The organism is Actinokineospora sp. HUAS TT18, assembly GCF_051364635.1.
In the GTDB taxonomy this organism is placed as follows: Bacteria; Actinomycetota; Actinomycetes; order Mycobacteriales; family Pseudonocardiaceae; genus Actinokineospora.
Genome location: NZ_CP195645.1, coordinates 5,938,869 through 5,964,764, shown reverse-complemented (window position 1 = coordinate 5,964,764; position 25,896 = coordinate 5,938,869). Strand labels below are relative to the sequence as shown.

Sequence of the window (25,896 nt, the reverse complement as noted above, 5' to 3'; positions counted from 1 at the left end):
GTCGTACGTACTTTTCCCTTATCCCCGAAGGGTTAGCCGTGCACAGAACAGTTGACAACGGACCAGAAGGACTCAGCCGCCGAACGTTCGTGGTGGGCGCCGCGGGCCTCGCGGCCATCGCCACCGTCGGCTCCGCCGGATTCGCCGCCGCCGCGGCCGACCTCGACATCTGCGCGGGCGTCGCCGTCGTCGGCGACACCCCGCGGGCGCTCTGCCGACAGAGCGGCCGCTGGGTGCTCGTCGGCGAGGACGGCTCGACGAAGGCGACCACCGGCCTCGACTTCGCCACCGTCCTCGACGTGGCGACCGACGCGCGCGGCGCCCTCGCCGCGGGCTCGGTGGACAACCACGCCACCCTGTGGCGTTCGGCCGACGGCCTGGCGTGGCGTGAGGTGCTGCGCCTGGCCGACCGGTCGATGTTCACCGCCGTCGCGTCCTCCCCGGCGGACGCGATGGCCCTCGGCTCGTACCTGTCCGGCGAGGACGTGCCCACCGCCTCGCTCGCCGCCCGCCGCCATGGCGACACCTGGGCGGTCCGCCCGACCGCGGGCCTGCCCGCCTACCAGGCCGTGACCACTCTGACCGTTGGCCGCTCCGGCTGGCTCGCCGCCGCGGTCGGCACCACCGGCACCGACGTCTACGCCTCCCCCACCGGCACCGACTGGTCCGCCACGGCCCGCCTCGACGACGCCGCGGTCCAGGGCCTGCTCGACGACGGCCGCTACATCGCCAACGCCTTCGGCGGCTCCGCCGCACTGGTCGGCACCCTCGGCGCCGGCCAGGGCCCGGCCCCGGTCTCGGAGTTCGCCCACGCGGTCGGCCTGATCCGCGTCCCCCGCGGCCGCGTCTCCTACTGGCTCGTCGACGGCTCGCTCAAGGCGGTGACGGTCTGATGATCACTTTCCAGCGAATCGACGGCACGCCGGTCTACTACTGGCGCTCCAGCCGCGGCAACACGACGCTGCGGAACTGGCAGGCCACGCAAGGCTTCTACGACAGTCTCGTGCTCTGGATCCGCGACCTGCGGTCCTTATCCGCGGCCTACGGCAGCATCACCTATCTGGTGTCGGCCGGGTTCTACGTCAACAAGCCCGGCCAGCACGGCGCCGGGACCGCCATGGACCTCGACTACGTCCGCTGGAGCGGCGGCCAGGTCAGCAGCCCGCTGGACGGCCACCACGCCTCGGGCACGGCCTCGCTGCGCAAGCGCTACCTCGCGGTGGAAGCGGTGACCCGCAGGCGTTTCCGCTACGTACTGGACGGCTGGTACAACGCCGACCACGCCGACCACATCCACGCCGACTTCGGCGGCCTCCCGGTCCTCTGCGTGAAGTCGTCGGAGAGTGACACCAAGTTCGTCCAAGCCATGTGCAACAACTTCCGCGGGTCGGGCCTGACCGTGGACGGCGTTTGGGGACCGCTGACAAACAGCGCGTTCACGGGTGCCAAGTCGGCCCTCGGCGTCACGGGCGACCCCCACGCGAGCACGGCGGCGTGGCAGTCGATGCTGTCGAAGATCGCCACCAAGGGCTTCGCGAACCAGACGTTCTGACGATCCGGGTGCGGCGGTCTACTCGGCCGCCGCACCCAGCTCGGGCACGCGGACCTCGCAGAGCGGGGGCCTGTCGGCGACCAGAACGTCGATCGTGTCCGGGAGCCATTCGCCGCCGACCTGGACGAACTGGGTCAAAGCCGACGACGTCGACTCGATGCCGCAGCGGCTCAGGGCGGTGCCGAGGATCTGGCGGGCCATCACGCCCAGTTGCAGCAGTGACCGGTTGCGGTGCTTGCGCACACCCAGGTTGACCTGCGCCAACCCGTCCAGCCCATACCGCGCGTGCGCGTCGAGCAGCAGGCCGATCTCCACCCCGTACCCGGCCGCGAACGGCACCGACTCCAGGAACTCGCGCGTCGCGGCGTACTCGCCGCCGAGGGGCTGGATGACGCCCGACAGCTCCGGCCGCAGCGCCGACAGCACCGGGCGGGCCAGCAGTTCGGTCACCCGGCCGCCGCCGGTCCCGGCCTCCTCTGTCTCCACCCGCAGCGGGCGGCGGTAGAAGCCCTTGACCAGGTGCACGCCCGACGCCGTCAGCAGTGGGCCGAGCAGGGAAGGCACGAACGCGGGGTCCGGGTCGATCAGGTCGGAGTCGAGGAAGACCAGCAGGTCACCGCTCGTCGCGGCCAGGGAGCGCCACAGGACCTCGCCCTTGCCCGGCCAAGGCTCCAGGTCGGGCAGCACGTCCGAGCGGTTGACCACGCGGGCCCCCGCGGCGGCGGCCATGGCGACCGTCTTGTCCGACGAGCCCGAGTCGATGACGACCAACTCGTCCACGAGGGTGCCCAGCAGCGGGCGGACCGACTCGACGACCTGGCCGACCGTGGCCTCCTCGTCCAGCGCGGGCAGCACCACGCTGACCGTGCGCTCGCCCTTCGCGATGACGAGCTGCGAGACCGTCCACTCAGGACTCTGCCAGGTCTGGTCGAGCATCGTCCTCATGCCAGCGCCCGCACGACCCGGGCGGGCGGGCGGGTCCCCGCGATACCGGCCACCATCTCCACCACCTGTCTGGTCTGGCGCACCTCGTGGGCGCGGAAGACGCGCGCGCCGGTCCACGCCGACACGGCCGTCGCGGCGAGTGTGCCATCAACGCGGTCCCTAAGTCCCACCCCGAGGGTCTCCCCGACGAAATCCTTGTTCGACAGGGCCATCAGCACCGGCCATCCGGTGGCCACCAGTTCGTCCAGTCGCCGCAGCAGCTCGAGACCGTGCCAGGTGTTCTTGCCGAAGTCGTGCGTCGGGTCTATGAGCACGCCCTCACGCGGGACGCCCAATTCGACCATCCGCTCCGCGCGCGCCACGAGTTCGGTGACGACCTCGGCGACGACGTCGGTGTAGCGCACCCGGTGCGGGTCGGTGCGGGGCGCGGCGCCGCCGGTGTGGGAGCAGACGATGCCGACGCCGAACTCGGCGGCGACCTCGGCGAGCTTCGGGTCGGCGCCCGCCCAGGTGTCGTTGATGAGGTCGGCGCCCGCCTCGCACACCGCGCGGCCCACCTCGTGGCGCCAGGTGTCGACGCTGATCACGACGTCCGGGTGGCGCTCGCGCACGGCCGTGACGAACGGCACAACCCGGCGGGCCTCCTCGGCGGTGTCGACGGGCTCGCCGTGCGACCCGGCGCGGACGCCGCCGATGTCGACGATGTCGGCGCCCTCGGCGACGGCCCGGTCGACAGCGGCCAGCGCGGCGTCCTCGGCGAACGTCGCGCCCTGGTCATAGAAGGAATCGCGGGTGCGGTTGACGATGGCCATCACCAGCGCGCGGTCCTGGGGGACCGTGCGCTGACCGAACCGCAGAGGTGTCACGGCTATGGATCGTGCCACGGACGCGCGGTGAACGGACGCGACCGTGGTTACAGTAGAAGCAACCAAGGAGGCCCCGCCGTGTTTTACCGCGCGCTTCGTGTCGTGCTGTCCTTCCTCGCCCGCCTCTTCCTGCGGCCGGTGGTGGAGGGTGCGGACAGGGTGCCCGCGAAGGGCCCGGTCATCCTGGCCATCAACCACCTCGCCGTCATCGACAGCTTCGTGGTCCCGATGATGCTCAAGCGCAAGGTCGCGTTCCTGGCCAAGGCCGAGTACTTCGAGGCCAAGTCGGTCAAGGGCAGGCTCGTCGGCACCCTGTTCCGCGCGCTCGGCGCCATCCCGGTCCAGCGCGACAACAGCCGCGCCGCCCTGGCCTCCCTGGAGGACGCGGGCGCCGTCCTCGACGCGGGCGGCGCGTTCGCCATCCACCCGGAGGGCACCCGCTCACTCGACGGCAGGCTCCACCGCGGCCGCACCGGCGTCGCGCAACTCGCCCTGGAGCACCACGCGCTGGTCGTGCCGGTGGCGCTGATCGGGACCGACAAGGTGCAGCCCAAGGGCAAGAAGTTCCCCCGCCCGCACCGCATCACGGTCCGCTTCGGCGACCCACTCGACTTCACCCGCTACGACGGCATGGGCAACTCCCTGCCCATCCGCCGCGCCGTGACCGACGAGGTCATGTACGCGATCCTGGAACTGTCCGGCCAGGAATACGTCGACTCGTACCACAAGCGGCCCAACGCGGCCTGACCTTTGCCGACCCGCCGACAGTGGCTGGCCGCAACCGCGGCCACCGGCGTAGCGGCAGGCGTGTGGGCGGTCGAGGAACGGGTCCTGCCCGGCCGGGCCGCCCTCAACCGGCTGCTCGGCCTGGACGGCCCCGACGGCGTCATCCCGGCCGACGCTCCCGGCCCCACCACGTCAGGCCACTTCGACTCGGCGGCGATGCGCGGTCCCGTCGGCTGGCGGATCAGCCGCCCACCCGGCTCGACCGGCCCGCTCCCCGTCGCCCTGGCCCTGCACGGCCGCGGCGGCGACCACCGCTCAACCTTCACCGACCTGGGCGTCGACCGGTTCTTGGCAGCTCACCGCGGCACCCCGTTCGCCGTGGCGACCGTCGACGGCGGCTCGTCCTACTGGCACCCCCGCCACGACACCGACCCAGCGGCGATGATCACCGACGAGCTCCTTCCCCTGCTGGTCACCCAGGGCCTGGACGTGACCCGACTCGGCCTGATCGGCTGGTCGATGGGCGGCTACGGCGCCCTGTACCTGGCGACGCGGCTGCGGCCTGCCTGCGCGGTGGCGGTCAGCCCCGCGGTCTGGGCGGAGTACGGACAGGTCACCGACGGCGCGTTCGACGACGAGGCGGACTTCGCCCAGCACACGATCTTCGCCCACCTCGACAAGCTCGTCGGAATCCCGCTGCGCGTCGACTGCGGGGATGACGACCCGTTCTTCGAGAACACCGAACTGCTGCGCTCCCGCCTCCCGAACCCCGCGGGCGGCTTCCAACCAGGCGCCCACCGCGGCGAATACTGGCGCCGCATGCTCCCCGCCCAACTCACCTTCCTGGGCGAACACCTGCGCTAGTGCTAGACACCCCGGTTGCGCCGAGTTCTGAAAAAGTTCAGAATTGGGGTATGTCAACCGAGGTGCAGTGGAGCGAGTTACAGCGCGACCCCAAGAGCGTGGCCGCGCTCGCCGACCAGGGCGACGTGCATGTCCGCCGCCGCGACGGCGCCGCGCTGCTGCTGACCAGGGTCGACCGCGCCGCCGCGACCGCGAGCGGAGCGATTCACGCCGCACGCGCGTTGCGCAGCCTTCTGGCCCATCTCCCGAGCGAGACCCTGGCGGCCGCGGCGGCGTCGCTGGCTGACGAGTTCCCCTGGGTCGATGTGCTTCCGCCGGAGGACCGGCGCCAGTTCGTCGCGGACTTCGCCCGCGCGTTCCAAGGATCGGCGGAGCTGGGGCACTGGGGAATGCTCGATCAGACCATCAGGGAATGGCGGGCCACCGCCGCCATCCACGCCGATGCCGCACTCGCCGCCTGCCTGGCCGAGCCGATCAACGACGACCTGGGTCCGGTGCGACCACCGATGGAGGACTGACCCCGGTGGCACCGAAACGCGGCGATCGCGTCGCACCGCCCGGACGACCAGGTGGATGGGAAGCGAGGTTCGCCACGAGCGACGCGGCGAAGGGGTGGGAAGACCTCTGCCAAACGGCCCGCCACAACACCTGGGAAGCGTGGGTCGTCCTGACCGAGCGGCCGACGACACCCGAAAATCCAGCCAGGCAACATCGCCTTCGAGGGTCGTTGGGTTCGAGACTGGTCGGCGGCCGCGAACTCGATCAGTGGCAGTACGAGGTCACCTCGGCCGGGCGGATCTGGTACTGCCCCGACCCGGATCGCGACATCGTCTGGATCGTTGCCGCGAGCACCGCGCACCCCAAGATCACCGAGTGACGCAGGCGTCCAGGGCGGCATCGACCGAGCGGGTGACGATGAGTGAGTCGACGGCCGCGTCCGAGGCGAAGCCGCGGGAACGCAGTTCGCGGACCCAGCGCAGCAGGCCGTCCCAGTGGTCGTCCGGGTCGAGGACCACCACCGGCTTCGCGTGCATGCCCAGGTAGCGCGAGGTCCACACCTCGAACAGCTCCTCGCACGTCCCCAACCCGCCCGGCAGGGCGAGGAACGCGTCGGCGCGGTCGTCCATCTCGGCTTTCCGCTGGCGCATGTTGTCGACCACGATCAGCTCGTCGGCCTGCGGGTCGGCTCGCTCCAGCTCGACCAGGCCGCGTGGGATGACGCCGATCGTGCGGGCGCCGGCGCGGCGGGCCGAGCGGGCCACCGCGCCCATCATGGCCGCCGCGGAGCCGCCCCAGACGAGGTTCCAGCCGCGGGCGGCCAGGCCGGCGCCGACCTCGTCGGCCAGGTCCAGGTATCCCCGCGGCACGGCCTCATTCGATCCACAGTAGACACAGAGGTTCAATGCGCGTCGCTCCACGCCTGGTAGGCCTCCTCGACGACGCGGACGGCGTCGTCGATGTCGTCGGTCAGGTGGAGCAGGGCGAGGTCCTTGTCGCCGATCTTGCCGTGCTTCATGACCGAGTCACGCAGCCACTCGTAGAGGCCGCCCCAGTAGTCGGTGCCGAACAGCACGACCGGGAACTTGGTGACCTTCTTCGTCTGCACCAGCGTCAGCGCCTCGAACAGCTCGTCGAGGGTGCCGAAGCCGCCGGGCAGGCAGATGAAGGCCTGCGAGTACTTGATGAACATGGTCTTGCGGGCGAAGAAGTACCGGAAGTTGACGCCGAGGTCGACCCACGGGTTGAGGCCCTGCTCGAACGGCAACTCGATACCCAGCCCGATCGACAGCCCGCCCGCCTCGGAGCAGCCGCGGTTGACCGCCTCCATCGTGCCGGGGCCGCCGCCGGTGATCGAGGCGAACCCGGCCGTGGCCAGCGCGCCGCCGATGTCGCGGCCGAGCTGGTACTCCGGGTCGTCGCGCTTGGTGCGGGCCGAGCCGAACACGGTCACCGCGCGCGGGACCTCGGCCAGGGCGCCGAAGCCCTCGACGAACTCGGCCTGGATGCGCAGCACCCGCCACGGGTCGGTGTGCACCCAGTCGCTGGGGCCGCGCGAGTCGAGCAGGCGCTGGTCGGTGGTCGAGGTCTCGTCACTGCGCTCCCGGCGCAGCGTGACCGGGCCGCGCTGGCGTTCCCGCGGGTGCTCGTCGTCGGCCGGGACAGGCTGGGGTGCGTCGATCGTCACACCGCGAGTCTAGGGCGACCTACCCGGTGATGAAGTCGCGCAGGACCGTGGCGCAGCGGGTGATGTGGTCGACCGGGACGTTCTCCTGCTGGGTGTGGGCCAGCAGCGGGTCGCCGGGGCCGTAGTTGACCGCGGGGATGCCCAGCGCGGCGAACCGGGCCACGTCGGTCCACCCGAGCTTGGCCAGCGGCTGTCCCCCCGCCGCCGCGACCAGGGACTTAGCCGCCGGGGCGGTCAGGCCGGGCAGCGCGCCCGCGGCGGCGTCGACGACCTCCAGCTCGAAGCCGGGGAACACCTCCCGCAGGTGGGCCTCGGCCTGGTCGACCGTGCGGTCCGGGGCGAACCGGAAGTTGACCCGCAGCACCGCCGCGTCCGGCACCACGTTGCCCGACACACCGCCGCTGACGTGCACGGCCTGCAGGCCCTCGCGGTAGGTGCACCCGTCGATGTCGACCACGCGCGCCTCGTAGGCGGCCAGGATGCTGAGCGCCTCCCCGAGGGCGTGGATCGCGTTGACGCCCATCCACCCGCGCGCCGTGTGGGCGCGGACCCCGGCCGTGCGCAGCTCGACGCGCATGGTGCCCTGGCAGCCCGCCTCGACGACCCCGTTGGACGGCTCGCACACCACGGCCAGGTCGCCCGCCATCCAGTCGGGCAGCTCCCGCTCGACGCGGCCGAGCCCGTTGCGCACGGCCTCGACCTCCTCGCACTCGTAGAACAGGAACGTCAGGTCGTGCGTGGGCTCGGTGACGGTGGCGGCGAGGTGCAGCATGACCGCGTCCCCGCCCTTCATGTCGACGGTGCCCAGCCCGTGCAGCACGCCGTCAGTGCGGCGGCTGGGGAGGTTGTCGTTGACCGGAACCGTGTCGAGATGCCCGGCGAACACGACCCGCTGCGCCCTGCCCAGGTTGGTCCTGGCCAGCACGTTGTTGCCCAGCCGGACCACCTCCAGCCCCGGCGCCTGCTCTCGCAGCGCCCGCTCCACGGCGTCGGCGATGGCTTGCTCGTCCCCGGACACGCTGGGGATGTCCACCAGCGCGGCGGTGAGGTCGACGGGGTCGGCGGTGAGATCCAGCGCAACGGTCACGGTCGGCAACGCTACCTCGCGGCGGATTGACTACCGTGTCGAGCGTGAGTAGCGCAGAGGCGACACAGACCAAGGGTGCCCACGGCGTCGGGCTGGCGACGGTCACCGCGGACGGCACCGTGCTCGACACCTGGTTCCCGCACCCCAAGCTCGGGGCGGGCCAGACTCCCGGCACCCACCGACTCGACGCGGACGAGGTGACCACCGAGTTCGGCGCCGGGGTGAGCCTGGGCCACGACTCGGCCCGTGGGGTGGACGTGGTGGCGGTGCGCACGAGCATCGACGACCTGGAGGCGCCGCCCGCCGACGCCTATGACGCCTACCTGCGGCTGCATCTGCTGTCGGCGCGGCTGGTGCGGCCGCACGGGCAGAACCTCGACGGGATCTTCGGCCTGCTCACCAACGTCGTGTGGACCAACCACGGTCCCTGCGCGGTCGAGGGCTTCGAGGCGACGCGGCTGCGGCTGCGGGCGCGCGGCCAGGTCACCGTGTACGGCATCGACAAGTTCCCCCGCATGGTCGACTACGTCGTCCCCAGCGGTGTGCGCATCGCCGAGGCCGACCGGGTTCGGCTGGGCGCGCACCTGGCGACCGGGACGACCGTCATGCACGAGGGCTTCGTCAACTTCAACGCGGGCACGCTCGGCGCGTCCATGGTGGAGGGGCGGATCTCCGCGGGTGTGACCGTCGGCGACGGCTCCGATGTGGGCGGCGGCGCGTCGATCATGGGCACGCTCTCCGGCGGCGGCAAGGAGACCATCAGCCTCGGCGAGCGGTGCCTGCTTGGCGCCAACGCGGGCATCGGGATCTCGCTCGGCGACGACTGCGTGGTGGAGGCGGGCCTGTACGTCACCGCGGGCACCAAGGTCACCCTCCCCGACGGCAAGCTCATCAAGGCGCGCGAGCTGTCGGGCGAGTCCGGGCTGCTGTTCCGCCGGAACTCGACCACCGGCACAGTCGAGGTCGTCAACCGGTCGGGTACCGGCGTCGAGCTGAATTCGGCACTGCACGCCAACGACTGATTACAGTGTCGGGATGACGACGGCACTCAGCCCGGTCGACCTGGGTCTTCCCGAGGAATCGCTGACGGCGGGCCGCAAGGACCCGGCGGCGGCCCACGTTCGTGCCCGGCTCGACGAGCAGGCACGCGTGCTCCTGGAGCACACCGAAGGCGCCCGCGTCGGCACCGACACCGAGCACGTCCACCAGCTCAGGGTGGCCGTGCGGCGGGCGCGCGCGGCGCTCAAGGCCGACACCGGGACCATCCCCGACGCCGACGCGCTCGACGCCGAGCTGAAGTGGCTCGGCGGCTCGCTTGGCGCGGTGCGCGACCTCGACGTGCAGCTGGAGCACCTGCGCGGCCAGGCGGAGTCGTTCGACGAGAACGAGAAAGCCGCCGTGGAGCGGCTGCTCGAAGGTCTGATCGCCGAGCGCCGCGCGGCGCGGCGGCGCATGTTGGCCTCGTTCCGCACCAAGCGCTACCAGTCCGTGCTCCACGACCTGGCGAGCGCGGCCCTGTCGACGCCGCTGGCCCCGGAGGGCGAGGACGAGCCGGAGGACGTGCCGCTGGTCGACGTCATCCGCAAGCCGCACAAGAAGCTGATGAAGGACGCCGACAATCTCGGCGAGGACCCGCCGGATGACGACCTGCACTCGCTGCGGGTGCGCGGCAAGCGGCTGCGCTACGCCGCGGAGATGGCCGCAGGCGCGTCGAAGAAGATGAAAGCGCTGGTCAAGGCCACCAAGGACTTCCAGGACATCCTCGGCGACCACCAGGACGCGGTGATCGCCGAGGAGACAATCCGCGGCCTGCTCGCCGACCAGACCGACATCGACGTCGTGTTCGTGGCCGGGCGCCTGGTCGAGCGGGAACACGCCCGCAAGGCCGACCGCCGCGCCCGCTGGCGCGACGCGCTCGCCGAGGTGGACGACGCGGCGAAGGACGTCCTCAGCTGAGGCGCGCGGCCGCCGACTCGATGCGCTCGTCGGTGGCGGTCAGCGCGATCCGCACGTGCTTGTCGCCCGCGGGGCCGTAGAACGTCCCAGGGGCGACCAGGATGCCCAGGTCAGCCAGCCACGAAACGGTGTCCCACGCGGACTCGCCGCGGGTCGACCACAGGTAGAGACCGGCCTCGGAGTGCTCGATCGTGAAGCCCGCCGCCGTCAGCGCGGCCCGCAGCACCTCGCGGCGCCTGCCGAAGCGGGCCTTCTGCTCGGCGACGTGCTCGTCGTCGGACAGGGCCGCCAGCATCGCGTGCTGCACGGGCAGCGGCACGATCATCCCGGCGTGCTTGCGCGCCTCCAGCAGGCCCGCGACCAGCGCGGGGTCGCCGGTGACGAACCCGGCGCGGTACCCGGCCAGGCTCGACGACTTCGACAGCGAGTGCACGGCCAGCAGGCCGGTGACGTCGCCGCCGCAGACGTCCGGGTGCAGCAGCGACACGGGCTCGGCGTCCCAGCCGAGAGCCAGGTAGCACTCGTCGGACACCACGATCGTGCCGCGCTCGCGCGCCCAGTCGACGACTTTGCGCAGGTGCGCGACCGGCAGCACCCGGCCAGTGGGGTTGGACGGCGAGTTCAGCCACACCATCGCGGGCGTCTCGGGGCCCAGCGCCGTCAGCCCGTCCGACCGGACGAACGACGCCCCGGCCAGCCGCGCGCCGACCTCGTAGGTCGGGTACGCCAGCTCGGGGATGACGACGGTGCGGCCGCGGGCGCCGAGCAGCGTCGGCAGCCACGCGACGAGCTCTTTGGAGCCGATCGTGGGCAGCACGGCGTCCGGGTTCAGCCCGGCCACCCCGTGCCTGCGGGCCAGCGCGGCGACAGCCGCCTCGCGCAGCGCGGGGATGCCGTGCGTCGTCGGATAGCCCGAGACCGCGGCGACCGAGCCGAGCGCGTCCTGGATGAGTTTCGGGACCGGGTCGACCGGAGTGCCGACGGACAGGTCGACCACGCCGCCCGGGTGCGTCCGGGCGCGGGCGGTGTGGTCGGCCAGAGAGTCCCAAGGGAAGTCCGGCAGCTCCGGGAAGACGGCGGTCAGTGGCCCTCGCCCTGCGGGGGCAGCGCCTTGATCCAGTCCGGGTCGGCGCTGACCTTGCCGGTCTTCGACGCGCCGCCGGGCGAGCCGAGGTCGTCGAAGAAGTCGACGTTGGCCTTGGTGTAGGCCGACCACTGGTCGGGCACGTCGTCCTCGTAGTAGATGGCCTCGACGGGGCAGACCGGCTCGCACGCGCCGCAGTCCACGCACTCGTCGGGGTGGATGTAGAGCATCCGGTCGCCCTCGTAGATGCAGTCGACAGGGCATTCCTCGATACATGCCTTGTCGAACACGTCGACGCAGGGCTCGGCGATCACGTAAGTCACTGCGGTCTCCTGCTCCTTCATGGTGTTCGGCGCGCATCGGGAAACTGCGCGACGACCGCCAGTATCTCTCGCCGGGCGCTGGTTCACGCACCCGGTGCCATCTTGCTCACACCGCGGGACGGCCGTCCCGTCGGATCATGCTGAGTCGCTGTGCCCGCGTGCCGAGTCACGGCAGACTGGAGGTCATGACCCTGGGACCCGACCTCCAGTTGTCCGCCGACCGGGTGGCCGATGTCATCGCCGCCATCGACGAGTCCACCCTGGACGACCCGACCCCGTGCACCGAGTACCGCGTCCGGGAGATCCTCGGCCACATGGACACCCTGACGCAGGCCTTCCGCGCCGCCGCGGCCAAGGACCTGGGCGAACTGACCGACCGCGACCCCACCGCCGCCGTGCCCACCCTGGCCGACGGCTGGCGCGACCGGATCCCCACCCAGCTCGACGCCCTGGTCCACGCCTGGCGCTCCCCGGAGGCGTGGAGCGGCATGACGCGCGCGGGCGGGGTCGACCTGCCCGGCGAGGTCGCGGGGATCATCGCCCTCAACGAGATCACCCTGCACGGCTGGGACCTCGCGGTGGCCACCCGCCAGGCGTATCCGGTGGACGAGAAGTCGGCCCGCGCCTGTTTGTCCTTCGTGGAGACCTTCGGCGACGACCGCCCGCCGATATTCGGCCCCGCGGTGCCCGTCGCCGCGGGCGCGCCGGTGTTCGACCAGGTCTTGGCGCTGAGTGGAAGGAACCCCGATTGGACCCCGTGACCCTGGAGTCCCTGTGCGCGGACGCCTGGCCCGCTTTGGTCGACAAACCGCTAGGGGCTTGGCGGCTGCGCGCCAATGGCGGCTACACCGGGCGGGCGAACAGCGCACTCACCCTCGGCGACCCTGGCGTGCCTGTGCCTTCGGCGCTGGCCGCGGTTGAGGCGTTCGCCGAGGCTGAGGGGATTCGGCCGTGCGCCCACGTGATCATCGGGTCCGCCGTCGAGTCGGCGATCTCGGCGGCGGGGTGGCGGGTGAACCTGGACCATCCGAAGGGCGCGGAGTCGGCGGTGCTGGTGAGCACGTCACCGGCGCTTGGGGCGGCGGCTGAGGTCGCGGATGAGCCTTCTGACGGGTGGTTCGAGCTGGTGGTGGGTTCGCCGACGCCTGCTCAGCGGCACTTGCTGACCTCGGGACCTCGCGTCGGGTACGCGCACGCGGTGCGTGACGGTCGGGTCGTGGGGGCGGCGCGGGGGTGCGTGGTGGGGTCGGTGCTGCATGTCTCGGTGGTGGAGGTGGCGGCCGATTTCCGCAGGCAGGGCATAGCGCGCACGCTGCTGGCCGCGCTGGACGAGTGGTCGCGGCCGTCGGCGCGGGTGCTCCAGGTCGCGGTCCACAACGAACCAGCTCTGGGCCTGTACGCGGCCCTCGGCTACCGGGAGTCGCACCGCTACCGCTACTGGGTGCCCGCCTGAATCGGCTCGTGCGAGGCCAGCCACTTGCGACCCTTCTTGGCCGCGCGCTTCAGTGCCGAGCGTTCGCCGAGGTAGTCCGCGGCCATTCCCACGACGGGCAGCAGGCCGATCGCCTTGTGGTAGAAGCGGCCCTGGGGGCGCTTGTCCAGTTCGTCGCCCAGGGCGAACAGGGTCTTGCCGAAGCGCCACAGGGTGCTGGTGGCGGCCTTCATGGTGATCTTGCCGTGTTTCTCCGAGCTGGCCGTGAGGTCGCCGGTCAGCTCGGCGGTGGCCGCGTCCTCTTCCTCGTCGGTCAGGTTGTCGCCGTGACCGGCGGCCAGGTGCGGGTCGATGTCCCGCTCGAACAGCACCGCCGCGATCAGCCGCACGCGGTCGGCCTGCGACGTGAAGCCGTGTTCCGAGGCGATGGCCGACAGCAGCAGGCCCTGGCCCGCGGTGGCCAGCGCGTCCTGGATGGGGAGGCGGTCGGCGAGGGCGCCGCCGAGGCCGGGGACCGACGCCAGGAGCACGGTGAAGCGGCCGACGCGGTTGACCCACCAGTTGGTGCGGTCCTCGGCCGACATGTGGTCCCACGCCTCGGTGCCGGGGACCTTCACCGTCTCCAGGCCGTCGAGCAGCTTGTCGCGCAGGCCGCGGTCGACCTTGGCCAGCGCCGCGGCGTCCTCGGCGTCGCCGGAGTCGGCGTGGTCCGAGCGGGGCAGGACGCGGCGGACCAGGCCGAGCGGGTCGGATTCGCGCAGGGCGTCGAGCATCGGAGTGGTCGCACGGACGAACGGTCGCAGGACCGACACCACGTGCTTGTCGGTGATCGCCTCACCCACGGTGGCTCTCCTTCTGCGCCGCCAGCGTCGCCTTCGCCAGCACGTCGCCGATCTTCACCGCGGCCGGGAAGGCCCCGGCACCCAGCAGCAGGAGGGTACGCCAGTCGGCGAGCATGATCCGGTCGCCACCCGGGGTGACCAGCAGACACGCCAGCAGCACGGCCAGCCACGCGAACACCGGACCCGCCGCCACCGAGGTCCGCAGCGAGTACCTCGACGCCGCGCCGACAAGCTTGGGCAGGGTCAGCGCGGCGAGCACGACAGTGATCGGGAACGGCAGTGCGGCCACGTCCGGCAGCACCCTGCCGTCGAGCCGCAGCGGCAGGAAGAACAGCTCGACGACCGCGAGCAGCGCGCTGACCAGCAGCAACCCCGTGTAGCGCAGGCGGCCGTCGACGGTCACCGGTCGGCGCCCACGTGTTCGACCGGGGCGAGGCCGCCGAACAGGTCGAGGTCGGCGTCGGCGTCGGCGCCGCCCGCCAGCACGAAGAACTCCTCGTCCACGACCGGCTGGGCGATGCCGTTGGACAGCGCGTAGCTGTGTTCCCCGTCCTGTCCCTGCCACACGCTGACCTGCGTGGCGTGCGCCCGCAGCGCGCGCAGCTTGGCGGGCACGTGGTCGGTGATCGTGACCGACGTGGTGATCTCCGTGTCGTCCACCACCGGCAGCTCCCCCGCCGACGGCAGGCGGAACGGCAGGTCCGCGACGTCCGAGAGAGCGGCCAGACCGCGCTCGGTCGCCGATCGGGACGCCACCGTGTAGTACATGCGCAGGATGTCGGGCACCCCCGCCGCCGCGGCCACGGTGATCTCGTGCGCGCGGATGTGGTCGGGGTGGCCGTAGCCGCCGTCGGGGCCGTAGGTGATCACGACCTGCGGCTTGACCTCGGCCAGGATCGCGGCCAGCGCGGCGGTCTGCTCGGCGATGTCCCCGGCCACGAACGCGCGGGGATGCTGGTTGGCGCCGGTGCCCGCCATGCCCGAGTCGCGCCAGCGGCCCATGCCGCCGAGGTAGCGGTGGTCGGAGACCCCGAGGGCGGCGCACGCGGCGCGCAGTTCGCCGACCCGGTAGCCGCCGAGTTGGTCGGCCTGGTCGACGGCGAGCCCGGCGAGCGACTCGGGGATGATCTCGCCCTCCTCGCCGAGGGTGCAGGTCACCAGGGTCACCTGGACCCCGGCCGCGGCGTAGCGGGCGATCGTGCCGCCGGTGCACAGGCTTTCGTCGTCCGGGTGGGCGTGGACGAGCAGCAGTCGTGGTGGGGCTGTCAGCATCGGGTTCAGCCTAAGCGCAAGTAGGGCGATGCCGGTGCGGATCTCGCCACGCACCGGCATCGGATGACCGAACGGGAACACAGCGGTTCGACACCGCTGTCCCCCGACCGTCACACCCTACGGCAGGACGCTTCGCTCCTCGGCGAAGTGGCACGCGGAGAACGTCGCGCCGTGACGGACCAAGGGTGGCTCCTCCACCGCGCACACCTCCTGCGCCTTCCAGCAGCGCGTCCGGAACCGGCAGCCCGACGGCGGGTTGACCGGGCTGGGCACGTCGCCGGTGAGCACGATCCGCTGCCGCTGCCGTTCCCGCTTGGGGTCGGGCACCGGCACCGCCGACAGCAGCGCCTGCGTGTACGGGTGGGTCGGCCGCTCGTAGATCGACTGGCGGTCGCCGATCTCGACGATCTTGCCCAGGTACATGACCGCGACCCGGTGCGAGATGTGGCGAACCACCGACAGGTCGTGCGCGACGAACAGGTAGGTCAGCCCGAGGCGCTGCTGCAGTTCCTCCAGCAGGTTCACCACCCCGGCCTGCACCGACACGTCCAGCGCGGACACCGGCTCGTCGAGCACGATCAGCTTCGGGTCCAGTGCCAGCGCGCGGGCGATGCCGATGCGCTGGCGCTGCCCGCCGGAGAACTCGTGCGGGTAGCGGTTGCGGTGCTCAGGGTTGAGTCCGACCAGTTCCAGCAGTTCGTCGACCCGGCGCTGCACGTTCTCACCGCGGCCGTGCAGCCGCAGCGGCTCGGCGACGACCTCGTTGACCTGCCAGCGCGGGTCGAGCGAGGCGTACGGGTCCTGGAAGACGATCTGCATGTCGCGGCGCAGCGGCCGCAGCTGCGCGGCGCTGAGGGTGGTCAGCTCCCTGCCCTCGAACTTCACCGACCCCGACGTCGGCTTGTGCAGCTGCAGGATGGCCCGCCCGGTGGTCGACTTGCCGCAGCCGGACTCGCCGACCAGGCCGAGGGTCTCCCCCGGGTGCAGCGTGAAGCTGACCCCGGACACGGCCTGCACGTGGCCGACCGTGCGCGGGATGATGCCGCCCCCGCGCACCGGGAACGACTTGACCAGGTCGGTGACCTCCAGCAGCGGGGCGGTCCCGGCCGGGCCGGACGCGGCCTTGGTCGCACTCGGGTTCGTCATGAGTTCGGCCCTTCCTGGGACAGGCGCTCCTCCACGACGGCCAGGTTCTCGGTGACCGGCATGTCGTGGTCGGCGGCGGTCAGCGCGGCGGGGTTCTCCACCGTGCCGATCTCGTCGTGCTCGAACAGCGCCTGCGGGCGCGGCATGGACGCCAGATGCTGCCAGCGGTGGCAGCGGGTGAAGTGCGCGTGCGCCTCGGCCGGGGCCAGCTGCGGCTCGGTCTCCCGGCACACGTCGATCGCCAGCGGGCAGCGCGGGGAGAACGAGCAGCCGGTGGGCAGGTTGATCAGCGACGGCGGCGCGCCCTTGATCGGGGTGAGCCGCTTGCCCAGGGTCGCCGGGTTGGGCAGCGAGCCGAGCAGGCCGACTGTGTAGGGCATCCGCGGGTGCTCGAACAGGCCGTCGACCGGCGCGGACTCCACGACGGTGCCACCGTACATGACCTGCACGCGGTCGACCATGCCCGCCACGACCCCGAGGTCGTGGGTGATCATCACGATGGCCGCGTCCGTCTCGTCCCGGATGCGCAGCAGCGTCTCCAGGATCTGGGCCTGCACGGTCACGTCGAGCGCGGTGGTCGGCTCGTCGGCGATGATCACGTCCGGGTCGTTGATGATCGCCATGGCGATCACCACGCGCTGGCGCATGCCGCCGGAGAACTCGTGCGGGTACTGCGACGCGCGCCGGTCCGGCTGCGGGATGCCGACCAGTTCCAGTGCCTCGACGGCCTTGGCCCACGCGGCCTTCTTCGACACCGAGTGGTGCGCGCGGTAGGCCTCGGCGAGCTGCCAGCCGATGGTGAACACCGGGTTCAGCGACGTCATCGGGTCCTGAAAGATCATCGCGACGCCGTTGTTGCGCACGCTCTGCATCTGCTTGTAGGACTGGCCGACGAGTTCGCGGTCGCGGTAGCGGATCGAGCCGGTGACCTTGGCGTTGCCGGGCAGCAGGCCCATGATCGCCATGGACGAGACGGACTTGCCGGAGCCGGACTCGCCGACGATGCCGAGCACCTCGCGGGGGCGCAGCGTGTAGGACACGTCGCGGACCGCGCGGACGTCTCCGTCGTCGGTGGGGAACGTGACGGAGAGGTTCTCGACCGCGAGGACGGTGTCGGTAATGGTGGGGATCGTCATCAGGCACGCACCTTCGTCTGCCTCGGGTCGAACGCGTCGCGCAGGCCGTCGCCGATGAAGTTCACCGCGAGGGACAGCAGCACGATGACCACGAACGGGCCCCAGAACAGCCAGGGCCGCAGGGTGATCTGCGAGTAGTTCTCCGCGATGATCAGGCCGAGCGAGGTGTCCGGGGACTGCACGCCGAGCCCGATGAACGACAGGGCCGCCTCGGCGAGCACCGCGGTGGCCACCGAAAGGGTCGCGTTGACGGTGATGCTGCCGATCATGTTCGGGATGAGGTGGCGGAAGATGATCCACCGCGTCCCCGCGCCCGCGGCTCGCGCGGCCTCGATGTACTCGCGCTGGGACAGCGACAGCGTCTCGCCGCGGGTGATCCGGGCGACCGACATCCAGCCGAACGCGGCCAGGATCAGCGCCACCATGTACCAGCTGCCGCCGACCGCGCGGACCAGGATGGCCGCCACCGCGATCTGCGGGATGATCAGCATGAGGTCGATGAACCGGCTGATCGCGCTGTCGGCGAAGCCGCGCAGATAGCCCGCGAGCGCGCCGAGGATGACCCCGACGAGTGTCGAGCCGAACGCCACGACGAGCGCGATCTGCACCGACAGGCGGGTGCCGCGGATGAGCTGGGCGAGCATGTCGTTGCCCGCCTGAATGGTGCCCAGCGGGTGCGCGGCGCTCGGCGGCAGGTAGCCGCGGCTGCGGGTGTCGTCGACGGCGATTGTCCAGAACAGCGGGCCGAGGAAGCCGAACAGGACGATCAGCAGGAACACCCCGAGGCTCACCATGGCGAGCCGGTGCCGGACGAACCGGCGGATGATCATGGTGCTCTGCTTGCGCGCCTTGGTGGCGTCGAACTCGCTCGGGCCCGTTCCCGGAGCGACGGTGCCCGCCGACGGGTTGAGGGAAAGGTCGCTAGGCAAGGCGGATCCTCGGGTCGAGGAAGCCGTACATGATGTCGGCAACCAGGTTGAACACGACGATGAGGGTCGCTGTGACCATCAGCCAGCCCATCAGCATGTTGGGGTCGAAGCTGCGGATCGAGGCGACCAGCTGGTTGCCCATGCCCCGCCACCCGAACACGGTCTCGGTGACGATGGCGCCGGCGAACAGGGCGCCCGCGTTCAGCGAGAACAGCGTCGACACCGGGATCAGCGCGTTGCGGAACGCGTGCCGGAAGATCACCCTGCGCTGCGAGATGCCCTTGGCCTTGGCCGTGCGCACGTAGTCCGAGTGCAGGGTCTCCAGCATTGACGCGCGCTGGAAGCGGCTGTAGGCGGCGAAGCTGATCAGCATCAGACTCAGCGTCGGCAATAGATATGTGCCGGTGTACTGGAATATCTGTTCACCGATATCGCCCTTGAACCCGCCCTCGGCGGGGCTCACGGTGCTCAGCCACCGGTCCATCCCGAGGCCCTCGAGCACGTTGTTGAACCGGATGCCGTAGCTCTTGAGGATCACCGCGACACAGAAGATCGGCATGGAGAACATCAGGAACGCGGTGGACGTGGCCAGGTAGTCGAAGATCGAGTACTGCTTGACCGCGGCGAGGACGCCGACGGTGACGCCCAGGATGATCGCCAGGATCTCCGCGCCGATGACCAGGCGCGCGGTGATCCACAGCGCCCGCATCGTGGAGTCGAACACGTCGACCTTGGCCTGGCCGAGGGCGATGCTCTGGCCCCAGTCGCCCTGCAGGAAGCCCATCAGCCAGTCCCAGTAGCGCTGCAGGATCGGCTTGTCGAGGCCGAGGCTGGCCTCCACGGCCCGGATCTGGGCCTCGGTGACGCCCGGCTTGGCGCGCAGCTCGGCGATGGGGTTACCGGCCGCGGCGACCATGAGGTAGGCGAGGAAGCTGCCGATCGCGAGGATCGGGACCGAGATCAGCAGCCTTCGGATGATGTAGCGGAACACGGGGTACTCCTGTGGTGGGGCCCAGGCGGCTGGTTCGGCCTGCTCTGCCTGGTCGGACAAGTGTGCGTCCGCCGGGCTGATTGCCCAAACGGAGGGGCCGGACTTTGTCGGGTCCGGCCCCTCCGGTTGTTCGACCAGGTTCAGCCGCGTAGGGCTGGTGGGTCGATTACGAGGTCTTGACCCACTCGTTGGCGTTCCACAGAGCGCCGTTGTACGACTGGAAGTAGACCTTGTCGATGCCCTTGAACGCCCACATGTTCGGCAGCTGGTAGATCGGCAGGGAGTAGTTGTCCTCCGCCATCAGCTTGTCGGCCTCGGCGAACGCCTTGCGCGAAGCCGCCTCGTCGAGGTTGGTGCTGGCGTCCTTGTACGCCGCGTCGACCTTCGGGTTGCAGTAGTTCGACCAGTTCTGGCCGCCGTCGCAGACGTAGATCGACTTCTGGGTCGACTTGAACGGCGCCGCCGACCACGCGAACAGCGCGATGTCGTAGTCGCCCTGGCTGACCCGGGTGTCGAGGAAGTTCGGGTCGGTGTCGTCGACGATCTCCAGGCCCGCGTTCTTGCACTGGGACTGGACCAGCTGGACGGTCTGCTTGCGCCGCGGGATGTCGGTGTGGCTGATCTTCAGCGACACCTTCTCGCCGTTCTTGGTGGCGAAGCCGTCGGCGCCGAAGGTGTAGCCCGCGCCCTCGAGGGTCTTCTTGGCCTCAGCCGCGTCGCCCTTGTACTGCGCGTAGTTGTCGACGTAGCCCTCTTCGCCCTGGAAGAACGACAGGCTGCCCAGCGGCTTGGCCGAGTCGAGGACCGGGCGGATCAGCTTCTCGGCCAGCTCGTCACGGTTGACGCACTGCATGAACGCCTTGCGGACGGCCTGGTCGGCCAGCCACTTGTTCTTGAAGTTCAGGTCGAAGTGCTCGAACGACAGGCCGTTCGACGCGCCGAACTTCACGCCCTGCGAGGACAGGCCACGCAGCCGCTCGGCGGCGTTGGCGTCCGGCTGGGCCATCGACGCGACCTGGGTCTCGCCGTTCTCCAGCGCCTGGGCCTGGGCCACCTGGTCGGAGATGCCGCGCAGGATGATCTTGGCCGGGCCGCCGGGCTTACCGGCCCACTTCGGGTTGCGCTCCAGGGTCACCGAGTTGTTCTGCTCGAACGCGGTGATCATGTACGGGCCGGACGACGGCATGAGGGCCGCGTCGAAGCCGTTCCACTTGGTCTTCCACCACTCGGCGACCTTGAGCAGCGTGGCCTTGTCGCTCGCCGCGGTCAGCTTGGTGATGTCCTCGACGCCCGCGCCCTTCTCCAGGATGTGCGCCGGGAGCATGTCGGTGTTGAACAGGCCCTTGTAGTCCGGATACGTCTCGCTGAAGGTGGTGACGATCTCGGTGGGCTTCGGGCACTCGAGCTTGGTGATCAGCTCGGTGCCGGTGGTGCTCGCGGCGGTGAACGCGTCGTTGCCCTCGGCGTCCTTGACCCCGCCGGACTGGCTCAGCCAGGCCAGGTGGAAGTCGTCGCAGTCCCACGGCTCGCCGTCGGACCAGGTGACGCCTTCCTTGATCTTCCAGGTCACGACCTGCGGCGACTTGCTGGTCAGCTCGACGGACTCCATGACGTCCTTGTTGAGCAGAACCTTGTTGTTGCCGTCGAGGACGAAGGTGCCGGATTGGACCTTGGTCAGCGCGAAGGTGTTGTACGAGTTGTTCGCGTCGGCCGCGGCGTTGTTGTAGGCCGTGTAGGGGTTGTCCGTCGAGACGACGAACGTCGCGTCCGACTGCGCCACCTCGGGAGAGGTGTAGGTGTCGCCCGACTCGCCCTTGGCGATGGCCATGGCCGCGATGTCGCCGGTCGGCTCGGTGGCGTTGCCGCCACCACCACCATCGGTGGAGCCGCCACAGGCGCTCAGCACGAGCGACGTACTCACCACCGCCGCGAACGCGGACAGAGTGGATTTCTTGATAGACACGTGCCCTCCTAGCGCGAGGCCTGACGCAGCCGGTCCGACTGCTTAGGGCCTACCCATCACGCCCCCAACGACCGTTGGGCGGCGTACTAAGGGGGGACGCTAGGAACGCGGACGCGCCCGGTCATCTCCAGACCGGCGATCGTGACCAAAGGGTGACCACGAGGCGACGACCCGCAACGTGACCGTTACCGGCAAGTACACAGCGCTCAAACACTGTAACTGTGGGTGATCCAGGTCACTTGGGCACGCGGCGCCACGCGGCGGCGCCGAGGAAGGGGCTCGCCAGCGGCGCGCCCGGGGTCACCCCGGCCATGTCGGTGCGCACCACGAGGTCGTCGGCCTCCTGGTACAGCGGCAGCGTCAGCGCCCGGCTCCACAGCAGCGGCTCCAACTGTGCCAGCGCGTCGGCCAGCGGCACCGCGCCGGTGACGGCTGCGTCGATGGTGGGCTGGACGGCGGGGTCGCAGAAGCCGATCGGGTTGGCCGGGATCGGGGTTGGCGACTCGTCCGGGCCGGGTCCGCAGCCGAAGCGGGTGGCCAGGCCGGTGGCCGGGTCGCCGCCCGCGGGCAGCGGGGCGACGACGATGTCGACCGGGTCGGCGGCGGTGGCCGCGGTCGGCAGGGTGGTGAACAGCTCGGCGGCCTCGGGCGTCACCACGCGGGAGGACACCCCCGCCGCGGTGAGCTGGCGCTGGAGGTCCTTGGCCATCTCGACGTAGGGCTCGTGGCCCGCGGGGGCGGCGATGACCAGGTTCAGCGGGGCGACCGGCGACGTCCACACCCCGGCGATGCGGGTGAAGCCCGCCTCGGTGAACAGGGCCTCGGCCTTGGCCGGATCGGGCCCGACGCCGGGGCCGGTCGCCGCGTAGCCGGGGACGCTCGGGGCGAGCACCTGGGCGTTGGCCTGCATGGTGGCCGCGGCGCCGCCGCCGGTGCCGACCTTGACCAGCGCGGACCGGTCGACGACGGCGGCCACGGCGGCGCGGATGCGCGAGTCGGCCATGGCGGGGCTGATGGGCCGCAGCAGGACGGTGGCCACGGCGGGGCGGGCCACGGTCTGCCGGGTGACGGCTGATTCGAGCGCCCCGATCGCGCCGATGCCCGAGGTGTCGAGACTCGTGAGGGCGAGTTGGCCGTGCCCGGCTTTGAGCGCGGCGGCGATGGCGTCGTGGTCGCCGCGGCGCAGCACGATCCGGTCGAGCGCGGCGGGTGGGTCCCAGTAGCGGTCGTTGCGCTCCAGGATCACCTCGCCGCGGTCGCGGTCGATGGACTTGATGGAGAACGGGCCACCGGTGACGGGGAAGCTCTCGCGCAGCACCGACGCCCACCCGCCGGGGATGTCCTTGACCAGGTGCGCGGGCAGCAGCGACGCGAACAGCGACCGCCACCCGGGGTAGGGCTTGGCGAAGGTCACCTCGACCACCCGCCCGGCCTCGCGCGCGGAGATGTTGGAGATCAGCCGGTACCCGACCCCGTCGACGACCCCCGGCGCCTCCCGCAGCTGCTCCCACAGGTAGACGAAGTCCTCGGCGGCGATCGGCGCCCCGTCGGACCAGGCCGCCTCGGGCCGCAGCCGGTAGGTGACGGTGTACGGCTCGGCCTGCGTGACCTGCGCCGACACCATCAGCGCGGTGTCGAGCTGGGGGGTGCCGTCGGGCGCGGTGCGGAAGACGGAGGGCAGCATTACCGCGGAGAGCGCACTGGTGATCGTCGACTGGTCGGCCAGCTTGTGCGGGTTGTAGCCCCCGAGCACGCTGTCGACCCCGACGACGGCTTCCTTGGGGTTGACCGGCCTGGTCACCTCGGTCCGCGCCACCTCGGTCGTCACCAGCGGCGGCGGCGGCGCGTTGGTGCAGGCGGTGAGGCTCACCGCGGCCAAGGCCGCCGCCAACACCCGACTAGTCGCGCGCACCCCTGCTCCTCCCCTGGGCCGGTCGGCCATGGTCCCACGACCGCTGGCCCGTCACCGGATCGGCCCAGCCACTGTCCCGCGAACCCGGCACACAGGGCACGAAGGCGATCCGGCTCAGCCAACAGGATGACGCAGGGGCACCGCCGGGAGTTCCCGGTGGCACCTCTGTGAGCTCCACGACAACTGGCACGCGTGGCGCCCCAGGTGGCAGTTCGGTCACAGAACGCAACAGGTTCCGCTACCCAGACGACATCGATGGATACACATCCCTGCGAAGGGAGGGATCATGACCGAGATCGCCCAGAGCCTCGGCATGGAAGCCGGGAAATGCATTCTCGCGGGCAGCGGCGCGGGCACTTGTCCGGGTTCATCGGGTACCTGGTCGTTTCCAACACACCGCCCAAGTGCCCGACGACATTCCCCACCGGGCCCATCACTTGGCCACCGAGCCTCGAGCCCAGACCGTTGCCTCAGTGCACCTACGAGGTGATGGGCGTGTCAGCGGGAACGCCCATGCAGGCCGCGACCACAGTCGGCATGATCATCGCTGTCCTGGTGGCGGTTGCCTGCGGCTTGTACCTGGCCTGGCACGCGTTCCAGGAGTCACGCGGACACTGACCCAGAAAGCAGGATGGGCGCCGGGACATCCCGACGCCCATCCGAACACACTGCCTACTTGGCGTCGCGGGCCTTTTCGCGGGAGCGGGTGCGGCCGCGGGTGGTGGCGTCGAGGATGGTCTTGCGGACCCGGACGAACTCCGGGGTGACCTCGACGCACTCGTCGTTCGCGCAGAACTCCAGGGCCTCTTCCAGGCTCAGCTTGCGCGGCCGGGCCAGCGTCTCCATCACGTCGGCCGACGAGGACCGCATGTTGGTGAGCTTCTTCTCCTTGGTGACGTTCACGTCGAGGTCCTCGGCGCGCGGGTTCTCGCCCACGACCATGCCCTCGTACACGTCGGCGCCCGGCTCGACGAAGAACGTGCCGCGGTCGGCGAGCTGGAGCATCGCGTACGCGGTGACCGGGCCCTGGCGGTCGGCGACCAACGAGCCAGAGTGGCGGCTGCGGATCTCACCGGCCCACGGGGCGTAGCCCTCGAAGATGGCGTTGGCGATGCCGGTGCCGCGGGTCTCGGTGAGGAAGTCGGTGCGGAAGCCGATCAGGCCGCGCGACGGGACGACGTACTCGACCTTGATCCGGCCGCTGCCGTGGCCGCCCATGTGCTCCAGGCGGCCCTTGCGGTTGGCCAGCAGCTGGGTGATGGCGCCGAGGAACTCCTCCGGCGCGTCCACGGTCAGCCGCTCGAACGGCTCGCACAGCTTGCCGTCGATGGTGCGGGTGACGACCTCGGGCTTGCCGACGGTCAGCTCGAAGCCCTCGCGGCGCATCTGCTCGACGAGGATGGCCAGGGCCAGCTCACCGCGGCCCTGCACCTCCCAGGTGTCGGGGCGCTCGGTGTTGAGCACGCGGATGCTGACGTTGCCGACCAGTTCGCTGTCGAGGCGGCCCTTGAGCATGCGGGCGGTCAGCTTGCTGCCGCCGCTGCGGCCCTGCAGTGGCGAGGTGTTGCAGCCGATGGTCATCGAGATCGCGGGCTCGTCGACGGTCAGCCGGGGCAGCGCCACCGGGTTGTCGATGTCGGCCAGCGTGTCGCCGATGGTGATGTCGGGGATACCGGCGATGGCGACGAGCTCGCCCGCGCTGGCCTCCTCGGCGGGGACGCGCTCGAGGGCCTCGGTGACCAGCAGCTCGGTGATGCGGACGTTCGAGACCGAGCCGTCCTCGCGCATCCAGGCCACGGTCTGACCCTTGCGGATCTTGCCCGCGTGGATGCGGCACAGCGCGATGCGGCCGAGGAAGCTGGACGCGTCGAGGTTGGTGACCAGCGCGCGCAGCGGGGCGTCGGCGTCGGCCAGCGGCGCGGGGATCTTGTCGAGCAGCAGGTCGAACAGCGGGTCGAGGTTCTCGCTGTCGGGCAGGCCGCCGTCCTCCGGTTGGGTCAGGCTGGCCCGACCGGCGCGCGCGGAGGCGTAGACGACGGGCAGGTCGAGCACGGACTCGTCGAGGTCGTCGAGCTCGGAGGCCAGGTCGAGCAGCAGGTCGTGGGTCTCCTCGACGACCTCGGCGATGCGCGCGTCGGGCCGGTCGACCTTGTTGACGAGCAGCACGACCGGCAGGTTCGCGGCCAGCGCCTTGCGCAGCACGAAGCGGGTCTGCGGCAGCGGGCCCTCGGAGGCGTCGACCAGCAGCACGACACCGTCGACCATGGACAGGCCGCGCTCGACCTCGCCGCCGAAGTCGGCGTGGCCGGGGGTGTCGACGACGTTGATGACGATGGGGCCGTCGGGGGTCTGCCGCCGGACGGCGGTGTTCTTCGCGAGAATGGTGATGCCCTTCTCGCGCTCGAGCTCCCCGGAGTCCATGACCCGGTCGACCAGCTCGGCGCGGGCCTCGAAGGCGCCGGACTGGCGGAGCATGGCGTCGACCAGGGTCGTCTTGCCGTGGTCGACGTGCGCGACGATGGCGATGTTGCGCAGGTCGTTGCGGCGCAGGCCTGCGGAGGCCTGCTCGGCGGTGGCGGTCGCTGTGGGCACGCGCGTGCTCCTGGTTCCTTCTCGGGCGTCGAAGGGCAGCCCGCAACCGTCGGTCAACGCTGATGGGGGCGCCCGGTGCAGCCGAAAGAGCTG

General features: G+C 70.9%; 28 protein-coding genes. 11 read left to right on the top strand and 17 right to left on the bottom strand.

Features of this window, described 5'->3' with window-relative positions:
• Positions 1–38 precede the first annotated feature (38 nt).
• Positions 39–893, top strand: coding sequence for a hypothetical protein (locus ACSHT8_RS27720; protein ID WP_436493863.1), 855 nt, complete (start codon positions 39–41; stop codon positions 891–893).
• Positions 893–1,552, top strand: a complete 660-nt coding sequence (locus tag ACSHT8_RS27715) for a hypothetical protein (protein WP_436493861.1) — start codon at positions 893–895, stop codon at positions 1,550–1,552. The genes ACSHT8_RS27720 and ACSHT8_RS27715 overlap by 1 nt, the downstream gene beginning before the upstream one ends.
• 18 nt (positions 1,553–1,570) lie before the next feature.
• Here the strand turns inward: ACSHT8_RS27715 and ACSHT8_RS27710 are convergent, their stop codons facing one another.
• Positions 1,571–2,497 (bottom strand): glucosyl-3-phosphoglycerate synthase, encoded by a 927-nt coding sequence (locus tag ACSHT8_RS27710; RefSeq protein ID WP_436493859.1) that lies wholly within the window; start codon positions 2,495–2,497, stop codon positions 1,571–1,573.
• Entirely contained in the window at positions 2,494–3,363 is an 870-nt protein-coding gene (folP, locus tag ACSHT8_RS27705) for a dihydropteroate synthase (protein ID WP_436493857.1), read from the bottom strand. Before folP ends, ACSHT8_RS27710 begins: the two co-directional genes overlap by 4 nt.
• 78 nt (positions 3,364–3,441) lie before the next feature.
• Here folP and ACSHT8_RS27700 point away from each other — a divergent pair, with 78 nt between their 5' ends.
• The 4 genes from ACSHT8_RS27700 (at position 3,442) to ACSHT8_RS27685 (ending at position 5,830) form a co-directional block, all read left to right on the top strand.
• Positions 3,442–4,110: a lysophospholipid acyltransferase family protein gene (locus ACSHT8_RS27700; protein WP_436493855.1), complete on the top strand. Its 669-nt coding sequence runs from the start codon at positions 3,442–3,444 to the stop codon at positions 4,108–4,110.
• Between the two features lie 3 nt (positions 4,111–4,113).
• Positions 4,114–4,953: an alpha/beta hydrolase gene (locus tag ACSHT8_RS27695; protein ID WP_436493854.1), complete on the top strand. Its 840-nt coding sequence runs from the start codon at positions 4,114–4,116 to the stop codon at positions 4,951–4,953.
• A 50-nt stretch (positions 4,954–5,003) separates the two neighbouring features.
• Entirely contained in the window at positions 5,004–5,471 is a 468-nt protein-coding gene (locus tag ACSHT8_RS27690) for a hypothetical protein (protein WP_436493852.1), read from the top strand.
• Positions 5,472–5,680: 209 nt separating this feature from the next.
• Positions 5,681–5,830 carry a hypothetical protein gene (locus ACSHT8_RS27685; protein WP_436493850.1) on the top strand — a complete coding sequence of 50 codons (150 nt, stop codon included), beginning with the start codon at positions 5,681–5,683 and terminating at the stop codon, positions 5,828–5,830.
• On the opposite strand, the gene ACSHT8_RS27680 is transcribed toward ACSHT8_RS27685, so the two are convergent.
• Genes ACSHT8_RS27680 through dapE form a run of 3 tightly spaced genes read right to left on the bottom strand, consistent with a single transcriptional unit; the run spans position 5,820 to position 8,225 of the window.
• On the bottom strand, positions 5,820–6,371 hold the full coding sequence (locus ACSHT8_RS27680; protein WP_436493848.1) for a TIGR00730 family Rossman fold protein: 552 nt from the start codon (positions 6,369–6,371) through the stop codon (positions 5,820–5,822). The genes ACSHT8_RS27685 and ACSHT8_RS27680 overlap by 11 nt on opposite strands.
• Positions 6,353–7,132, bottom strand: a complete 780-nt coding sequence (locus ACSHT8_RS27675; RefSeq protein ID WP_436502200.1) for a TIGR00730 family Rossman fold protein — start codon at positions 7,130–7,132, stop codon at positions 6,353–6,355. Before ACSHT8_RS27675 ends, ACSHT8_RS27680 begins: the two co-directional genes overlap by 19 nt.
• Positions 7,133–7,157: 25 nt before the next feature.
• On the bottom strand, positions 7,158–8,225 hold the full coding sequence (gene dapE, locus ACSHT8_RS27670; RefSeq protein WP_436493846.1) for a succinyl-diaminopimelate desuccinylase: 1,068 nt from the start codon (positions 8,223–8,225) through the stop codon (positions 7,158–7,160).
• Positions 8,226–8,260: 35 nt separating this feature from the next.
• On the opposite strand from dapE, the gene dapD reads away from it, so the two are divergent.
• Complete coding sequence (gene dapD, locus ACSHT8_RS27665) at positions 8,261–9,247, top strand: 2,3,4,5-tetrahydropyridine-2,6-dicarboxylate N-succinyltransferase (RefSeq protein ID WP_436493844.1); 987 nt, start codon at positions 8,261–8,263, stop codon at positions 9,245–9,247.
• A gap of 13 nt (positions 9,248–9,260) precedes the next feature.
• The gene (locus ACSHT8_RS27660; protein ID WP_436493843.1) at positions 9,261–10,181 is read left to right on the top strand and encodes a CHAD domain-containing protein; all 921 of its coding nucleotides are present in this window, start codon (positions 9,261–9,263) and stop codon (positions 10,179–10,181) included.
• Here the strand turns inward: ACSHT8_RS27660 and dapC are convergent.
• Positions 10,174–11,265, bottom strand: a complete 1,092-nt coding sequence (gene dapC / locus ACSHT8_RS27655) for a succinyldiaminopimelate transaminase (protein WP_436502199.1) — start codon at positions 11,263–11,265, stop codon at positions 10,174–10,176. The genes ACSHT8_RS27660 and dapC overlap by 8 nt on opposite strands.
• The gene (fdxA, locus tag ACSHT8_RS27650; protein WP_054056283.1) at positions 11,262–11,588 is read right to left on the bottom strand and encodes a ferredoxin; all 327 of its coding nucleotides are present in this window, start codon (positions 11,586–11,588) and stop codon (positions 11,262–11,264) included. The genes dapC and fdxA overlap by 4 nt, the downstream gene beginning before the upstream one ends.
• A 185-nt stretch (positions 11,589–11,773) precedes the next feature.
• Here fdxA and ACSHT8_RS27645 point away from each other — a divergent pair, with 185 nt between their 5' ends.
• Positions 11,774–12,349 (top strand): TIGR03086 family metal-binding protein, encoded by a 576-nt coding sequence (locus ACSHT8_RS27645; protein WP_436493841.1) that lies wholly within the window; start codon positions 11,774–11,776, stop codon positions 12,347–12,349.
• Positions 12,346–13,041 (top strand): GNAT family N-acetyltransferase, encoded by a 696-nt coding sequence (locus ACSHT8_RS27640; protein ID WP_436502198.1) that lies wholly within the window; start codon positions 12,346–12,348, stop codon positions 13,039–13,041. The genes ACSHT8_RS27645 and ACSHT8_RS27640 overlap by 4 nt, the downstream gene beginning before the upstream one ends.
• On the opposite strand, the gene ACSHT8_RS27635 is transcribed toward ACSHT8_RS27640, so the two are convergent.
• From ACSHT8_RS27635 to ACSHT8_RS27595, 9 genes are all read right to left on the bottom strand, one after another.
• The gene (locus ACSHT8_RS27635; RefSeq protein WP_436493839.1) at positions 13,023–13,862 is read right to left on the bottom strand and encodes a hypothetical protein; all 840 of its coding nucleotides are present in this window, start codon (positions 13,860–13,862) and stop codon (positions 13,023–13,025) included. The genes ACSHT8_RS27640 and ACSHT8_RS27635 overlap by 19 nt on opposite strands.
• Positions 13,855–14,265: a hypothetical protein gene (locus ACSHT8_RS27630; protein ID WP_436493837.1), complete on the bottom strand. Its 411-nt coding sequence runs from the start codon at positions 14,263–14,265 to the stop codon at positions 13,855–13,857. The genes ACSHT8_RS27635 and ACSHT8_RS27630 overlap by 8 nt, the downstream gene beginning before the upstream one ends.
• Positions 14,262–15,134, bottom strand: a complete 873-nt coding sequence (gene mshB / locus ACSHT8_RS27625) for an N-acetyl-1-D-myo-inositol-2-amino-2-deoxy-alpha-D-glucopyranoside deacetylase (RefSeq protein WP_436493836.1) — start codon at positions 15,132–15,134, stop codon at positions 14,262–14,264. Before mshB ends, ACSHT8_RS27630 begins: the two co-directional genes overlap by 4 nt.
• 117 nt (positions 15,135–15,251) lie before the next feature.
• Positions 15,252–16,280, bottom strand: coding sequence for an ABC transporter ATP-binding protein (locus ACSHT8_RS27620; protein ID WP_436493834.1), 1,029 nt, complete (start codon positions 16,278–16,280; stop codon positions 15,252–15,254).
• On the bottom strand, positions 16,277–17,416 hold the full coding sequence (locus tag ACSHT8_RS27615) for an ABC transporter ATP-binding protein (RefSeq protein WP_436493832.1): 1,140 nt from the start codon (positions 17,414–17,416) through the stop codon (positions 16,277–16,279). Before ACSHT8_RS27615 ends, ACSHT8_RS27620 begins: the two co-directional genes overlap by 4 nt.
• A complete protein-coding gene (locus ACSHT8_RS27610; RefSeq protein WP_436493830.1) occupies positions 17,416–18,345 on the bottom strand; it encodes an ABC transporter permease in 930 nt (309 codons plus the stop codon). Before ACSHT8_RS27610 ends, ACSHT8_RS27615 begins: the two co-directional genes overlap by 1 nt.
• The gene (locus tag ACSHT8_RS27605) at positions 18,338–19,336 is read right to left on the bottom strand and encodes an ABC transporter permease (RefSeq protein WP_436493828.1); all 999 of its coding nucleotides are present in this window, start codon (positions 19,334–19,336) and stop codon (positions 18,338–18,340) included. Before ACSHT8_RS27605 ends, ACSHT8_RS27610 begins: the two co-directional genes overlap by 8 nt.
• Positions 19,337–19,502: 166 nt before the next feature.
• Positions 19,503–21,299: an ABC transporter family substrate-binding protein gene (locus tag ACSHT8_RS27600; protein ID WP_436493827.1), complete on the bottom strand. Its 1,797-nt coding sequence runs from the start codon at positions 21,297–21,299 to the stop codon at positions 19,503–19,505.
• Between the two features lie 235 nt (positions 21,300–21,534).
• Complete coding sequence (locus ACSHT8_RS27595) at positions 21,535–23,211, bottom strand: ABC transporter family substrate-binding protein (protein ID WP_436493825.1); 1,677 nt, start codon at positions 23,209–23,211, stop codon at positions 21,535–21,537.
• Positions 23,212–23,706: 495 nt separating this feature from the next.
• Here ACSHT8_RS27595 and ACSHT8_RS27590 point away from each other — a divergent pair, with 495 nt between their 5' ends.
• Complete coding sequence (locus ACSHT8_RS27590) at positions 23,707–23,829, top strand: hypothetical protein (protein WP_436493824.1); 123 nt, start codon at positions 23,707–23,709, stop codon at positions 23,827–23,829.
• 54 nt (positions 23,830–23,883) lie between these two features.
• Here the strand turns inward: ACSHT8_RS27590 and typA are convergent, their stop codons facing one another.
• Entirely contained in the window at positions 23,884–25,803 is a 1,920-nt protein-coding gene (gene typA, locus ACSHT8_RS27585) for a translational GTPase TypA (RefSeq protein WP_436493822.1), read from the bottom strand.
• Positions 25,804–25,896: the final 93 nt, after the last annotated feature.

Coding starts and splice junctions, on each gene's coding strand:
- ACSHT8_RS27715 (WP_436493861.1), top strand. CDS start 893: ATGATCACTTTCCAGCGAATCGACGGCACGCCGGTCTACTACTGGCGC.
- ACSHT8_RS27710 (WP_436493859.1), bottom strand. CDS start 2,497: ATGAGGACGATGCTCGACCAGACCTGGCAGAGTCCTGAGTGGACGGTC.
- ACSHT8_RS27690 (WP_436493852.1), top strand. CDS start 5,004: ATGTCAACCGAGGTGCAGTGGAGCGAGTTACAGCGCGACCCCAAGAGC.
- ACSHT8_RS27660 (WP_436493843.1), top strand. CDS start 9,261: ATGACGACGGCACTCAGCCCGGTCGACCTGGGTCTTCCCGAGGAATCG.
- ACSHT8_RS27645 (WP_436493841.1), top strand. CDS start 11,774: ATGACCCTGGGACCCGACCTCCAGTTGTCCGCCGACCGGGTGGCCGAT.
- mshB (WP_436493836.1), bottom strand. CDS start 15,134: ATGCTGACAGCCCCACCACGACTGCTGCTCGTCCACGCCCACCCGGAC.
- ACSHT8_RS27620 (WP_436493834.1), bottom strand. CDS start 16,280: ATGACGAACCCGAGTGCGACCAAGGCCGCGTCCGGCCCGGCCGGGACC.
- ACSHT8_RS27615 (WP_436493832.1), bottom strand. CDS start 17,416: ATGACGATCCCCACCATTACCGACACCGTCCTCGCGGTCGAGAACCTC.